The 13,451-nt window shown below is 70.7% G+C and carries 11 protein-coding genes; 8 read left to right on the forward strand and 3 right to left on the reverse strand.

Annotated features, from left to right (window positions below; genetic code table 11):
• Positions 1-68 precede the first annotated feature (68 nt).
• The 7 genes from OG514_RS38870 (at position 69) to OG514_RS38900 (ending at position 7,481) form a co-directional block, all read left to right on the forward strand.
• Positions 69-608, forward strand: a complete 540-nt coding sequence (locus OG514_RS38870; RefSeq protein ID WP_266903205.1) for a transcriptional regulator — start codon at positions 69-71, stop codon at positions 606-608.
• Entirely contained in the window at positions 605-1,891 is a 1,287-nt protein-coding gene (locus OG514_RS38875; protein ID WP_266903207.1) for an MFS transporter, read from the forward strand. Before OG514_RS38870 ends, OG514_RS38875 begins: the two co-directional genes overlap by 4 nt.
• Before the next feature lie 144 nt (positions 1,892-2,035).
• Complete coding sequence (locus tag OG514_RS38880) at positions 2,036-2,944, forward strand: zinc-binding dehydrogenase (protein WP_266903209.1); 909 nt, start codon at positions 2,036-2,038, stop codon at positions 2,942-2,944.
• 278 nt (positions 2,945-3,222) lie between these two features.
• Positions 3,223-4,170, forward strand: coding sequence for an SGNH/GDSL hydrolase family protein (locus OG514_RS38885; RefSeq protein WP_266903211.1), 948 nt, complete (start codon positions 3,223-3,225; stop codon positions 4,168-4,170).
• Positions 4,171-4,447: 277 nt separating this feature from the next.
• Complete coding sequence (locus OG514_RS38890) at positions 4,448-5,572, forward strand: bifunctional DNA primase/polymerase (protein ID WP_266903213.1); 1,125 nt, start codon at positions 4,448-4,450, stop codon at positions 5,570-5,572.
• Positions 5,569-7,080: a phage/plasmid primase, P4 family gene (locus OG514_RS38895; RefSeq protein ID WP_266903215.1), complete on the forward strand. Its 1,512-nt coding sequence runs from the start codon at positions 5,569-5,571 to the stop codon at positions 7,078-7,080. The genes OG514_RS38890 and OG514_RS38895 overlap by 4 nt, the downstream gene beginning before the upstream one ends.
• Positions 7,077-7,481 carry a DUF6009 family protein gene (locus tag OG514_RS38900; protein WP_266903217.1) on the forward strand — a complete coding sequence of 135 codons (405 nt, stop codon included), beginning with the start codon at positions 7,077-7,079 and terminating at the stop codon, positions 7,479-7,481. The genes OG514_RS38895 and OG514_RS38900 overlap by 4 nt, the downstream gene beginning before the upstream one ends.
• A 585-nt stretch (positions 7,482-8,066) precedes the next feature.
• On the opposite strand, the gene OG514_RS38905 is transcribed toward OG514_RS38900, so the two are convergent.
• The 3 genes from OG514_RS38905 to OG514_RS38915 all read right to left on the reverse strand — a co-directional run bounded on the left by OG514_RS38905 (position 8,067) and on the right by OG514_RS38915 (position 11,033).
• Positions 8,067-9,251 carry an acyl-CoA dehydrogenase family protein gene (locus OG514_RS38905; RefSeq protein ID WP_266903219.1) on the reverse strand — a complete coding sequence of 395 codons (1,185 nt, stop codon included), beginning with the start codon at positions 9,249-9,251 and terminating at the stop codon, positions 8,067-8,069.
• A 278-nt stretch (positions 9,252-9,529) separates the two neighbouring features.
• The gene (locus OG514_RS38910) at positions 9,530-10,018 is read right to left on the reverse strand and encodes a pyridoxamine 5'-phosphate oxidase family protein (protein WP_266903221.1); all 489 of its coding nucleotides are present in this window, start codon (positions 10,016-10,018) and stop codon (positions 9,530-9,532) included.
• A 130-nt stretch (positions 10,019-10,148) separates the two neighbouring features.
• Positions 10,149-11,033 (reverse strand): NAD(P)-dependent oxidoreductase, encoded by an 885-nt coding sequence (locus OG514_RS38915; RefSeq protein WP_266903223.1) that lies wholly within the window; start codon positions 11,031-11,033, stop codon positions 10,149-10,151.
• Positions 11,034-11,356: 323 nt separating this feature from the next.
• Between OG514_RS38915 and OG514_RS38920 the strand changes: the two genes are divergently transcribed.
• Positions 11,357-13,444, forward strand: coding sequence for a BTAD domain-containing putative transcriptional regulator (locus OG514_RS38920; RefSeq protein WP_266903225.1), 2,088 nt, complete (start codon positions 11,357-11,359; stop codon positions 13,442-13,444).
• Positions 13,445-13,451: the final 7 nt, after the last annotated feature.

Genomic DNA, 13,451 nt, shown 5'->3' on the forward strand with positions numbered 1-13,451 from the left:
CGCTGATTCCGGAAGCCGGAGCGGAAACCCCCTTGCGCAATGGTCAAGAAACGTTGACCATTGGACCCATGCCTACCGATGACGTCCCCGAGACGTTCCACGTCACCACTGACGAGCAGCTACGCGCCGTCTCCAACCTCACGCGCCACCGGATCATGGCCGTGCTCCGCTTCGAGCCCGCGACGATCACGCAGATCGCCGAGCGAGTGGGCCTCGCGAAGGGGAGTTCCAGCTACCACGTACGGCTGCTCGAACGGGCCGGCCTGGTGAAGGTGGTACGCACCCGGAAGGTCCGGGGGGTCACCGAGCGGTACTACGCGATGGCCGCGCGGTCGATCGTGCTGCCGGATCCGGGCGAGGGAGGCCCGGACATGCTGATGCGGCATGCGGTGGCGGACCTGGAAGCAGCGCCGGCGGACGGCGAGCGGCACGTGGGGATGGCGCATCTGCGACTCACCGACGAGCAGTTCGCGGAGCTGGGGGCGCGGCTGCAGGCACTGGCGGAGGAGTACCGGGGGCTGTCCGATCCGTCGCTGCCGGACGCGTCCTTCGTCTTCGCACTGTTCCACCCGGCATCGCGCGCGCAGGCCGAAGGTGAGGCCAAGTGACCTCAGACCTTCGGAAGCTGCCGACCGGGTTCGGACGGCTGTGGACCGCTCAGACGGTGTCCTCGCTCGGTGACGGGGTGTCGCATGCCGCGCTGCCCCTGCTCGCGCTGACGTTGACGCGGGACCCGATGGCGCTCGCCGTCGTCGCGGCCGCCGGAACGCTGCCGTGGCTGCTCTTCGGGGTGCTCGGCGGTGCACTGGTGGACCGCTGGGACCGCCGGCGCACGATGTGGGTCACGGACGCGGCGCGTGCGGTGCTCCTCGCGATACCGGCGGCAGCGGCCGCCCTCGACGGGCTGAGCATCCCCCTGCTCGCGGGCGTCGCCTTCCTCCTCGGCCTCGGCGGACTCTTCTTCGACACGGCCGCCACGGCCTATCTGCCGGATCTGCTCGGCCGCGACCCCGCGCTCCTGGAGCGCGCCAACTCCCGCCTGCGCGGCACCCAGACCGCCGCGTCGGGCTTCGCCGGGCCGCCCGCGGGCAGTGCCCTGCTCGCGCTCGGGCGGGCGGTTCCGCTGCTCGCCGACGCGGTCTCGTTCGCGGTCTCCGCACTGCTCGTACGCTCGCTGCCCGCCTCACCCCGGCCCGTACCGCAGGCCCGTGAATCGCTGCTGCGGCAGGCGCGCGCCGGTGCCTCGTACGTGTTCCGGGATCGGCTGCTGCTCGGGCTCGCGCTGCGTCCGGCGGTCGGGAACATCGCCTTCCTCGCCGTGGAGACCGTGCTCGCCCTCTTCGCTCGCGATCGTCTCGGCATCGGCACCTTCGGCTTCGGCCTGCTCCTCACGGCGGAGGCCACCGGCGGTCTGCTCGGCGCGGGCATCGCCTCCTTCCTCGGCCGGCGCCTCGGCACCGGCACCGCGCTGACCTGCACGGCAGCAGTCGAGGGACTCGCCATCCTGGGCCTTGCCGCCGCCCCGAACCCGTACGTCGCCGGTCTCGCGCTCGCCGTCTGCGGAGCGGGCATGGGCGCCACGATGGTGCTCGCCCCCTCCCTCCGGCAGTCGATCGTCCCCGCCCACCTGATGGGCCGGGTCGCCTCCACCTCCCGCATGCTCGCCATGTGCGCCGCCCCGTTCGGCGCCTTCCTCGGCGGCTGGCTGGCCACCACCTACGACGTCCGCACCCCGCTCTACACCGCCGCCGGCCTCCTCCTCACCATGACCGCCGTCACCGCGACCATGACCAGCAACCGCCGGGTCGAAGCGGCGCTGCGTGCCGCCGCCCCGGCCGATGATCAAGATCACCCGGAATCCGGGGACCGCGTTCAGGAACGCGCCGTCTAGTGCACCGCGAGGGGCGTTGAGCCAGCGCCGGTACGGAGGCGGAGTCACGCGACCCACCGCCCACGGGGTCCGGACGGAACAACTCCCCAAGGGTCGGAGCGGAACGGCACCCACGGCTCAGGGCCGCCGGGTAACGTCCTGATCATGCTCGCGATACGGTTCGACCGTTTCGGCGGTCCCGAAGTGCTCACGCCCGTCGACGTGCCCGTCCCGGTCCCCGGACCCGGCGAGACCCTGCTCACCGTGGAGGCGGCCGGCGTCAACTTCGCCGACACGTTGCAGGTGGACGGGTCCTACCTCTCTCCCGACCTGCTTCCCCACATCCCCGGCGGCGAGGTCGTCGGCCGGACCGAGGACGGCCGCCGGGTCCTGGCCAAGGTCACCCACGGATACGCGGAACACGTGGTCGCCCGGGAGTCCGCTCTGGTCGAGGTCCCCGAGGAACTGGACGCCCCCCGGGCCCTCGCCCTACTGACGCAGGGGCTCACCGCCTGGCACCTGCTGCGCTCCGCGGCCCGGCTCCAGAACGGCGAGAGCGTCGTCGTGCACTCCGCCGCGGGTGGGGTGGGCAGCCTCGCGGTCCAACTGGCCCGGGAGTTCGGGGCGGGCCGCGTCCTGGCGCAGGCGTCCACGGCGGAGAAGGAGAAGCTCGCCCTGGAGCTGGGCGCCGACGAGGTCGCCCGGTATCCGCTGGCGCAGCGTGCGGACGTGATCCTGGACGCCGCCGGCGGCGACCTGTTCGACCACGCGCTCGGCTCGCTCGCCGACTTCGGCCGGCTCGTGACGTACGGCAACGCGTCCCGTACCGCGTTCGCCGCGCTCGACCCGGCGAAGCTCAGCCGACTCAACGCCGCCGTCGTCGGCTTCTGGCTGCGGCCCACCCTGGCCCGACCGGGTGGCCTGCGCGAGCCGTTGGAGCAGCTCATCGGGCTCACCCTCCAGGGGAAACTGCGTCCGGTGACCGGCATCGAGTACCCGCTCGCCGAGGCCCGTACGGCCCACGCCGACCTGCTGGAGCGCCGTACGACAGGCAAGGTCGTCCTGCGCCCCTGACCGGCCCGAAGCCCTGCCCGGCGGACGCGGCGTCCGGCCTGACGCCGCGTCCGGCCTGGTGCAACAGCCCCACGCGAAAACAGACCGACCGCGCGGAAAACTGACACTCTCGCCGATACTCCTTTGGCCCGAAGCCGGGCGCCGGTTCAAGCTATGGCCACGAGACGGCGCGGGGGCAGGTCCTTCATGCCCTGACTGCCCCTGCCCCGTGCCGCCTCACCGCGACTGCTCCGGTGCTCAAGACGCACCGGCCGGAACCGAAAGGCAGGGGACAGGACATGCCGGAAGCGACCCGTCCCCCGTCCACCCGATACGCCCCCAATCCGTACGAGGCGGCGGCCCCCGGCACCAGCTCGCACACGACGACGCCCGGCATCAGCCCGCACACGACGACGCCCGGCATCGGCCCGTCCGCCACGCCGCCCGGCCTCGGCCCCCACCCGGCGGCCCCCGGCATCAGCTCGTACGCGGCACTCGGCGACAGTTTCACCGAAGGGATCGGCGACGAGACTCCCGGGGGCGAGGTGGTCGGCTGGGCCGACCGGCTCGCCACCCGACTGGCCCGGCACTCCCCCACCCCCGAGTTCCGCTACGCCAACCTCGCCGTCCGGGGCCGGCTGCTCGACGAGATAGTCGAGGAGCAGGTGCCGAGGGTGCGGGAGTTCGCACCGGACCTGGTGAGTCTGTGCGCGGGCGGCAACGACATCCTGCATCCCGGCAGCTCCCCCGACGACATCGCCGCCCGCTTCGAGGCCGCGGTCACCGAGCTCACCGGCGCGGCAGGTACGGTCCTGGTCTTCACGGGCTTCGACCCCCGCGACACGCCGGTCCTGCGCAGGCTGCGCGGGAAGATCGCCGTCTACACGGCCCACATCCGCGCCATCGCCGACCGGCACGGATGCGCGGTGGTCGACCTGTGGTCGCTGCGGGCGATCCAGCATCCGCGTGCCTGGAGCGAGGACCGGCTGCACCTGTCGTCCCAGGGGCACGAGCAGGTCGCCCGGCGGGCCGCCGACGTCCTCGGTCTTCCACGGCAGCAGGAGCCCGCCTCCGCCTGGGCGGCGGAGCGCCGGCCGTGGCCGGCGGAACAGCTCCAGGACCTGCGGTGGTTCCGTGCGCACTTCCTTCCCTGGATGGCGCGTCAACTCCGCGGCCAGTCGGCCGGCGACGGAATGAGACCGAAGCGTCCCGACCTCTCGCCGCTGGGAAAGGCGACGGCCCCGTGACCGCCGACGCCGCCGTCCGCACGACCGTCGCCGTCCTGTCCGCCGCCCGCAGGCCCCACTGACGTCCCGCCCTCCGGCCGCCGTTCGTGCGGGAACGCCCGCCGGTGCTGTCGGGACTGACGAGGCTGCCGGGTGAACCCGGTCTTCCCCCACCGTGTTCACCCGGCCCTCGCGACCGTTGTTCACAGGGGCTCACAGGATTTCGCCCGAGCCTCCGCTAACCTACTCGGAGCATATTCCGACTTTGAGTCGCTTCGGTCGCTGAGAGGAACGCCTCATGCTCCCTGACCTGGGGAAATCACCCAGCGACTCAACATGTCGCAGCGAGACCGACCGAGTCGGCAGCCGCCCGGGGACTCCTCTGGAGATCGCCCTGTGGTGTTCCCAGCAGGGGTGGCCCGTGCATCCTCTCGCGCCCCGTCGCAAGACGCCCAGCGCGAACTGCCGGGAGTGTCAGGTCCGTACGCACAAGCCTCAGGACTGTCCCTGCATCCCGTCCGGGCGCTGGTGCCACGGCTTCCACGCGGCCACGACCGACGTCGCCAGGATCCGCGCCTGGTGGGGGCAGCAGCCCGGCTTCGGCGTGGGTGTGGCCTGCGGCAGCGCCGGTCTCGTCGTCATCGACGTGGACGCACACGACGCCCTGCCCCCGCAGCGGGAACGGCTGTTGCCCGGGATCCCCATCCCTCCGGCCGTCTCACTGAACGGGCTGCGCCACGGGTTCCACAGCCTCGCCCTGCTCGCCGCGCTGCGGGGCCAGCCCGATCCGGCCGAGGACTCCACGACCCTGCGCGTCCGCACGCCCTCCGGTGGCATGCACATCTGGTACGCGGCGGAGCCCGGGCAGGCCTGGCAGTGCTCGGCCGGATCGAGCCCCTCCCGCGCGCTGGCCTGGCAGGTCGACGTGCGCGCCCACGGCGGCTACATCATCGCCCCCGGCACCGTCACCGACGCCGGTACCTATACGGCGGTCGGCAGCGCCCGCCATCCCGCACCGCTGCCCGCCTGGCTCGCCCTTGAGCTGGCGCGGACAGGCCACCTGCCCGCGCTGCCACCCCAGCGTTCCGGATCGCCCGTCCCGCAGCGCGCCCGCGCCGCCGTCATCGCCGCGGGCGGTGGCCGGGCCGTCGTCGGACGCACCCTGGCCACGGTCCTGGCCGCGGTGTCCGCCTGCGCCTCCGTCCCCGAGGGGGCTGCCTTCAGCGACAAACTCAACCGAGCCGCCTACACCGCGGGCGGGCTGGTGAGTGCCGGTCATCTGACCGACTCCGACGCCGAGTCCGCGCTGCTGGCCGCCGCGCTCCACGCCCGCCCCACGCAGGAACGGCGGGCCCTGCAGATCATCCGCAGCGGGATGAGCGCCGGCCGACAGCGTCCCCTCATGCCGGGAGACTTCTCTTGACCCGCGTACCCGAGCCCCACGACGGACTGTTCGACCCGGCAGAAGTGGCCCGGCAGATCCTGCTCTCGACCCCGCGTGCCGTACCGTCCCAGACGCCGCCCAGCACCGTGCCGTCCCACGCGACCGAGCACGGCCTGCTCCCCGACAGTCTCAGCGACCGTGGCAACGCGAAGCTGTTCGTCGCCCTCTACGGACGGGACTTCCGGCACGTCCCCGGTATCGGCTGGTACCGCTGGTCGGGATACCGCTGGGCCCTGGACGAGGACGACACCGTCGTGTGGGCCGCCGGAGAGATGGCCGAGTCCCTCGCCGAGAGCGACCCCATCAGCCGGTACACCACGACGGACCTGCGCCGCCACAAGCGCCGGGCCCTGTCCACCTCCGGCATGAAGGCGATGCTGCTCCAGGCGAAGGCCGCGCCCGGCATGGTGCTCAACGCCGCGCTCCTGGACGCCGACCCGTACGCCCTGTGCACCCCGAACGGGGTGGTGGACCTCGCCACCGGGCAGCTCTCCGCGCCGGATCCGGACAAACACTTCCACTCGCGGGCGACGAGCGTCTCCCCGCGTGCGATGTCCACGCCACGGTGGAACCGGTTCCTCACCGACACGTTCGGCGACGACGAGGACGGTCAGAAGCTGATCGACTTCCTGCACGAACTCCTCGGCTACTCGATCACCGGCGACGTCGGCGCCCAGATCATGCCGTTCCTGTACGGGCAGGGAAAGAACGGCAAGAGCGTCCTGCTCGACGTGATGGTCAAACTCCTCGGGGACTACGCCGACGCCGCTCCCCCCGGGTTCCTGATGGCCCGCCCCTTCGAGGGGCACCCCACGGACCTGGCGGAGCTCCACGGCCGCCGCATCATCGTGTGCTCCGAACTCAAGCCCGGGGACCGGTTCGACGAGGCCCGGGTGAAGCTGCTCACCGGCGGTGACCGCATCAAGGCCCGCCGGATGCGGCAGGACTTCTTCAGCTTCACCCCGACCCACAAGCTCTGGCTGCTGGGCAACCACCGCCCCGAGGTCGGGACCGGCGGATACGCCTTCTGGCGCCGTATGACGCTGATCCCGTTCGAGCGGGTCGTCGCCACGGACCGTCAGATCGACAACCTCGCGGACGTCCTGGTCACCGAGGAGGGGCCGGGCATCCTGCACTGGCTGATCTCCGGAGCCGGCCTCTACCTCGACGGCCCCCGCGATCTGACGGGGCCCGACCAGGTCCGTACCGCCACGACCGCATACGCCGAGACCGAGGACCACACGGGCCGCTTCCTCGGCGAGTGCTGCACACTGCACCCCGCGATGCGCGCCGAGCAGAGGCAGCTGTACAACAGCTATACGGGCTGGTGCCAGATGGAAGGAGCCAATCCTGTCTCCTCCAGGTCCTTCGCCGCCCGTGTCCGTGAAACCATCGGTATCAGCACCCCCAAGCAGATGATCTTGTCGAATCAGCGGAAGTTCTACCCGGGCATCGGACTCAACACCGAAGGGGGCGAGACGGTATGAGCGCGCTCATCGAACCCGAGCAGCTCAGCTCCGAGACAGAACTCGTGTGGCTGGAGGACATCGCTCCGCTCGACTACGTGCGACAGACCCTGGACCGGCTCCCGACCCGCCGGGGCAAACCCGCCTACCACCGGGCCGGCCGCATGGTCGGCTACGCGATCCTCGGCCCGGACGCCCGCTCATCGCGCGCCTCCGGGACCTTCGTGCGCCGGGTCTTCTGGCTGCTCCCCCACGACCGCGACGGGCAGCCCACGGGGCTGTACGCCTCCGGCGCACCCTCCGAGGCCATCGACCCCCGCACCGTGGCCCCCCGCATCAAGGGGTACAAGACCCAGCGGTCCGAGGGCGGTCCGGAGTCCGCGGCCATGCGGGAGCTGGGCATCACGCTGCCCGAGGCCTGAGTCGCTGGACTGAGTCGCTCAGAGCCACCCTTGAGTCGCTGTCAGCGACTGAAAACTACGTGCCCAGCGACCGAACTGCCTCGGTCGCTGGGCACGAGCACGTCCGGAGCGCCTCAGCGACTGAAGAAATCAGCGATTCAGCGACTCTGGAGGGCTTCGGTAGCTGTTCAGTCGCTGCCACATAAGCCCAGGTCAGGAGGGGTTCACCCCTCCCGTTAGCGACCGTAGCGACTCAACTTCGGACTTTATGAAGACATTCGCGTGCGCGTGTGCGTGTCATAGATACGAGTCTTGAGTCGCTTCAGTCGCTGTTTTGAAGGTTTTGACCCCTCTGACCTGCACTTCTTCCAAAGCGACTGACAGCGACTCAAAAATCCTCAGTCGCTGTTCCTTCAGTAGCTGGTGAGTCGCTGCGCCCTCTCAGTCGCTGGTCTCTCCAGGCGCCGCTCTCTCTTCCCGCGCTCGCCAGGCGCCCCCGTGGGCCCCCTGCCCTGGCGGCCGTGGGCAGAGGGACGTGGGAACGGACGAGGGCCGCGTACGGCGGGGGGATTTCGCCGTACACGGCCCTCGGGAACAGCCGGCGGTCTAGAAGAACTCGGTGTCCGGGTCGAGCCCGACCAGGACCCTGCCGTACGCCTCGAAGCCGCCCAGGGGCGCCATCAGGCCGTGCAGCGCGAGCCCCTGGATGTCCCGGTGGACGCGCTGGAACGGCTGCGAGCGCTGGATGACCGAAGCCCCGCTGACCGAGTGCAGGGTGTCGACGGCCTCCTTCGCGAGCAGGACCGAGTAGGTGATCTGGCTGCGAAGCTCCACCCGGTCGTTCATCGACATCCGCTCACCCGCGTCGGCGACGGCCTGCATGCGCTGGACATAGCTGTCGGCCAACGCCTGGGCAGCGGAGATCTTGTTGGCCGCGGCCGCCACCTGGAACTGGATGTACGGGTGAGCCCGCTGCTCCTCCCAGTGCGAGTAGGCGATGCCCTTGCCCGGCAGCCGGTCCAGGAACAGTTCGAGGCCCGCCCGGGCCATTCCGACGTAGGCCGCCGCCGACAGCGCCATCACATACGCGGTGAGGCCGTACTCCCGGCCGCTCCCCTCGGCGTGCGCCCGGCCGGCGACCTCACCCTCCAGCACCTCGAAGCCGTCCACGACCCGGTGCGCCGGGACGAAGAGGTCCTTCACGGACGAGGTGCAGCTGCCGGTGCCCGCGGCGGAGGAGACGTCCCAGTCGTCGGCGATCGTCATATCGTCGGCGCGCACCACCGCGTAGACCTCCTCGTGCACGTCGTCCGTGCGCTCGACGAGGGCGGCGAGAATGTTCCAGTCGGCACCGCGGATGCCGGTGTTGAAGCGCCAGCTCCCGTTCAGGACAAAGCCGTCGTCGGTGCGGGTCGCCCGGCCGGTCGGGGTGAAGCCACCGGAGACCTTCAGAGAACCGCCGCTGGTGGCGTAGATCTCCTCCTGGGCCTGGTCGGGGTACTGGGAGATGATCCAGGCGCTGGATATCCAGGCGTTGGACACCCACCCCGTCGAACCACAGCCGCGGGCGATCTCGGCGACGACCGCGAACTGGTCGGCGAGCGGCAGGTCCAGCCCGCCGAACCGCTGCGGGACCGCGGACCGGAAGACCCCGGCCTGGTCCAGCAGCTCGATGTTCTCCTGCGTGAGCCAGCCGCGCTCCTCGGTCGCGCGTCCGTTCTCACGGAGAGTCTGCACACTCTCCCGAACCGCCTTCAGTACGGTGCCGGCGTCGATGTCGACCGTGGCCATCCTGCCTCCTCTGCCGCGAATTCATCCGGTTCTGCCGACTGTACTGCCGGCGCATTCAACTGCTTCCGGAATTCGCTCACACCTCGGTCATTACCGGGACTATCAATTGATGAGCGCCCGGTTACCGATATCTGGGAATCTTGAATCTTTTCATGACCTGGCGACCTCACGACCTCATGGTCTTGCCGACCTCATGACCTTGCGACCCCGACGACCCCACGATCGTGGGTACGGGCCCGGCGCGGGCAGAGGCCGAATCATCTGCCCGCGCCGGGAGTTCAGCGCCGGCTCTCGTCGGTCCAGATGCGGCTGCTGAGGTCCGAGCCGCGCAGCACCTGCACCCTCCACGGGTCGATGCGCAGGACGTGGTACTTCGGGTCCTCGGGTCCGCCGCGCCAGAAGTTGAGCGGGTTGTACCCGACGCCCGCGGGGCTTCCCTTGCGGTAGAGGTCCCACGCGTACTGCCTGGTCTCCTGGTCCTCCGCCCACGTGGAGACGCTGTCGATGAACACCGCGTTCTGGCGGGGGTTCCAGTACGAGTAGGTGGTGTGCGGGTTGTTGGCCAGATGGGCCACCTTGACGGGCGTCTTGTAGGCGGCGAGCCAGCCGACCGGCTTTCCGTCGACCACTTCCCAGATGGGCAGCAGGACACGGGCCCGGGGGCGCGACTTCTTGTCCACTGTGATCATGGTGCAGTAGACGATGTCCTGGATGTAGGAATTGAATTTGTCTTCGATTTCCGAGAAGGATTCCACGGTGGTAGCCATATCGATTCCTCTCGGCGTCCGATTGTCGATGGCAGGGGTCCGGAAGACCCCTTCTGGTATCAGAATGCAGTACCGCCACCGGTCGCGGAAGAAGGCACTTTGAAGTCACTGACTTCTCCCGCGGGTACCGTCAGGGACGTGGGCGGAAGCGGTCGACGACGGCCGCGTAGCTGTCGCCGCCCCGGCCGTTCGCGACCGTTTCGGCGACCAGGCCACGGAAGAACCGCGGCAGCGAGACGTCCACCCCGGCCGCCTCGCTCTCCTGCACCAGGTGGTCCATGGCGGCGGCATGGGTGTCGAGGGTGGCGTCCCGGGCCACAGGCGCGTCGGCGTCGATCTGTTCGGCGTAGGCCGAGACGAAATCGGTGACCGAGGAGATCCACTGGTTGGCCAGGACGGCGAACTCGGCGGCCGGCACCTTCGCCGTGCCCACGAGCGCCGCCCCGTGCAGGAAGCTGTTCAGCACGCCCCACATGATGTTGAGCAGGGCCACGTCGTGGAGGGCGGCAAGACCGGGATCCGTACCGAGGTGCAGGCAGGTGCCCAGGTCACGCAGGACCGGCAGGTGTTGATCGAAGACCTGCTCGTCCCCGCTGTGGAGCAGGACCGCCTCGGGACCTCCCATGGTCTCCGGGACGGCCATGATCGCCCCGTCGAGGTAGGCGGCCCCCCGGTCGCCGACCCAGGCGGCGAGCTCGCGGGCCTGGTCGGAGGTGCTGGACGTCAGGTTGACGACGGTGCGCCCGCTCAGGGCCTCCCCCAGGGGGTCGAGGACGGACCGGACCGCCTCGTGGTCCTTGAGACAGACGATCACGAGGCCGTCGGTCGCCGATAAGGCCGCGGCCGCGGAGGGCGCGACCCGGGCGCCCTGGGTGATCAGATCCCCGTCCCTTCCCGGGGTCCGGTTCCACACCGTGGTGGAACGGCCGGCCCGCAGGAGCGCGGCGGCGATCGCCCGCCCCATCAGGCCAAGACCCAGAATTGTTACTTCCGCTTCGGCTTCGTTGTCGACCATGAGTTTCACCTTCTCTTTTCCTGGTCTGTCCCCCGGACAAAAAATATTCCCGTCACGCACTGCTCAAGACTCTTTCAAGGAGCAGGTGGGACAGTGGGGGGAAAATCTGCGGGAAGTGCACCACAGGCCTTCCGGCGCGTCAAGGATTGCCAACCTGATTCGGCCCGCGGGTATTTCCGAATGCACGTCAAACCTTGGAGCGGGGGGCAATGAGGTTCAGATTGCTAGGGCCGTTGGAAGCGATATCGGGGGACGGACCCGTTGCCCTGGGTGGGACGAAACAGCGCGCGACACTCGGCTATCTCCTGCTGAATGCCAACCGCGTGGTGGCCACGAGCGAGCTCGTGGAAGCCCTCTGGGAATCGGAGGACGTACCGGCCACGGCCCGGAAGATTCTGCACAACGCGATATGGGGACTGCGGACGATCCTGGCCGAAAACGCCGGCCCCGGGGCCCACGGTGCGCCGGAACTCGTGACCAAGGCGCCCGGATACATGTTGCGTGTCGACCCCGACGACGTGGACCTGATGGCCTTCCGCCGGTGGGTGACCGCGGGCAGGGCCGAACTCGCGGCGGGTTCACCGGAGGAGGCCTCGCGGCTGCTGCGGAAGGGGCTGGACCTGTGGGGAGGCCCGCTCCTCGCCGACCTCGCCGAGTCGGGCATCGCCTGGCCGGAGCTCGACGCGGCCCGCCGGGACCGGCTCGACGTCCTTGAGGACCTCTTCGAAGCCGAACTGGAGTGCGGGCGCCACCATTCGATACTCGGCGAGCTGACGATGATGGCCGAGGCGGAACCCTGGCGAGAACGGGCCCGCGGGCAGCTGATGCTCGCGCTGTACCGCTGCGGACGACAGGCCGACGCCCTGAACGTCTACGAGCGGGTGCGGTCCTCCCTGGTGGAGAACCTCGGTCTGGAACCCGGCCACGGTCTCCGTACGCTCCAGCACGCGATCCTGACCCACGACCCCGCGCTGGCTGCCGAGGCCACCACTCCCCTGCGCGAGGCAACCACTCCCCCGGGCGCAACCGTCACTCCGCGCGGGGCCACCAGCCCGGAAACCCCGGCCACCACCCCGGGGGGCACACCGCTCGCCCCGGTCACCTCGGTCCTCACACAGCGGCCCCCCGTCGAACAGCCCGCCGCCCCCCTCGTGGTTCCACGTCAGGGCGGCACGGCCGTCACCGAGCGGATCCCCGTGAGCGCGCTGCTCGTAGGGCTCAGGCTGGGCAGTCTCGACGAGGTGGCCCCCGGGGACATCGAGACGGCCCTGCTCACCGTCGAGGACGTCATCACCCGGTTCGGCGGCACCGTGGTCGCCGCGATCGGATCGCTCACGCTGGCCCTGTTCGGAGTCGACGGGCCCGGGGACGACGATCCCGAGCGGGCCGTCCGGGCCGCCCTGGCTCTGCGCGAGCGGTTCTCGGTCGACATGCAGACGGCCCTCAGGGCGGCGGTCACCACCGGCAGGGCCCTGGTCCGGCTCAGCCCCGGCGCCGAAGCCGGCCGCCCCTCGGCCGTGGGAACGCTGCTGGACGACGGCCGGGCGATGCTGGGCCGGGTACCGGACGGCGAGGTGTGGATGAGCGGCGCGGCGCGCCTCGCGACCGCGCCCTCCGTCGCCGCGAAATCGGCCGACGACTCCTCCGACGCGTGGCAGGTCCTGGGACTCCTCGGCGACGAAGCCGAGTTCCGTACCGACCGCGAACACGAACTGGGGGTGCTCAACGGTCTGCTGGACTGGGCCCGGCACAGTTCGGTCCCCCACCTGGTGACCGTCCTCGGCGCGCCGGGTGTCGGCAAGTCGCATCTGCTGGCGGAGTTCGAGCGCAGCATCGCCGTACAGTCGCCGGCGCCCGTGCGCGTACTGACCGCCCGGGCCACCGGCCGCGGCGAGCCGCTGGCCGTGGCCGGAGTGATCCTGGCCCGCTACTGCGGCGTCCTGGCGGAGGACGCGGTCGAGGTCGCCCGGGCCAAACTCGCCGCGGCCGTGTGGCGTCTGCCCATGGCCAAGGCCCGTCGCGCCCAGATGTACCAGCGTCTCCTGCCGCTCCTGCCCCCGGATGGCTCTCCGGTGGACCCGGCCGACCGGGGCGAGGTCCTGAACGTATGGGCGGAGCTCCTGACGGCGGCCGCCGCGATCGAACCGGTCGTGGTCGTCGTCGACGACGCCCACCAAGCGGCCGACGCCGTACTGGACCGGCTCGAGTCCCTGTCCGACGGCGCCGGTACGGCCCCGCTGCTCACCGTCGCCACGGCCCGGCCCGAGCTGCTCGAACGCCGCCCCGGCTGGGGCGGCGGAAAGCACCGTGCGTCGACGCTGACGCTGCTGCCGCCGCGGACGGACCGGTCGCAGGAGCCGTCGGCGGGCCGTCCGCAGTCGCCGACGCGCGGACGGAGGATCGCGGTGTGAGGGAGGG

Origin of the sequence: Streptomyces sp. NBC_00572, assembly GCF_026341815.1 — a bacterium.
In the GTDB taxonomy this organism is placed as follows: Bacteria; Actinomycetota; Actinomycetes; order Streptomycetales; family Streptomycetaceae; genus Streptomyces.

Excerpts from the sequence above, each read along its gene's own strand:
- OG514_RS38900 (WP_266903217.1), top strand. The coding sequence starts at position 7,077 with ATGAGCGCGCTCATCGAACCCGAGCAGCTCAGCTCCGAGACAGAACTC.
- OG514_RS38905 (WP_266903219.1), bottom strand. The coding sequence starts at position 9,251 with ATGGCCACGGTCGACATCGACGCCGGCACCGTACTGAAGGCGGTTCGG.
- OG514_RS38870 (WP_266903205.1), top strand. The coding sequence starts at position 69 with ATGCCTACCGATGACGTCCCCGAGACGTTCCACGTCACCACTGACGAG.
- OG514_RS38890 (WP_266903213.1), top strand. The coding sequence starts at position 4,448 with ATGCTCCCTGACCTGGGGAAATCACCCAGCGACTCAACATGTCGCAGC.
- OG514_RS38910 (WP_266903221.1), bottom strand. The coding sequence starts at position 10,018 with ATGGCTACCACCGTGGAATCCTTCTCGGAAATCGAAGACAAATTCAAT.
- OG514_RS38880 (WP_266903209.1), top strand. The coding sequence starts at position 2,036 with ATGCTCGCGATACGGTTCGACCGTTTCGGCGGTCCCGAAGTGCTCACG.
- OG514_RS38885 (WP_266903211.1), top strand. The coding sequence starts at position 3,223 with ATGCCGGAAGCGACCCGTCCCCCGTCCACCCGATACGCCCCCAATCCG.
- OG514_RS38915 (WP_266903223.1), bottom strand. The coding sequence starts at position 11,033 with ATGGTCGACAACGAAGCCGAAGCGGAAGTAACAATTCTGGGTCTTGGC.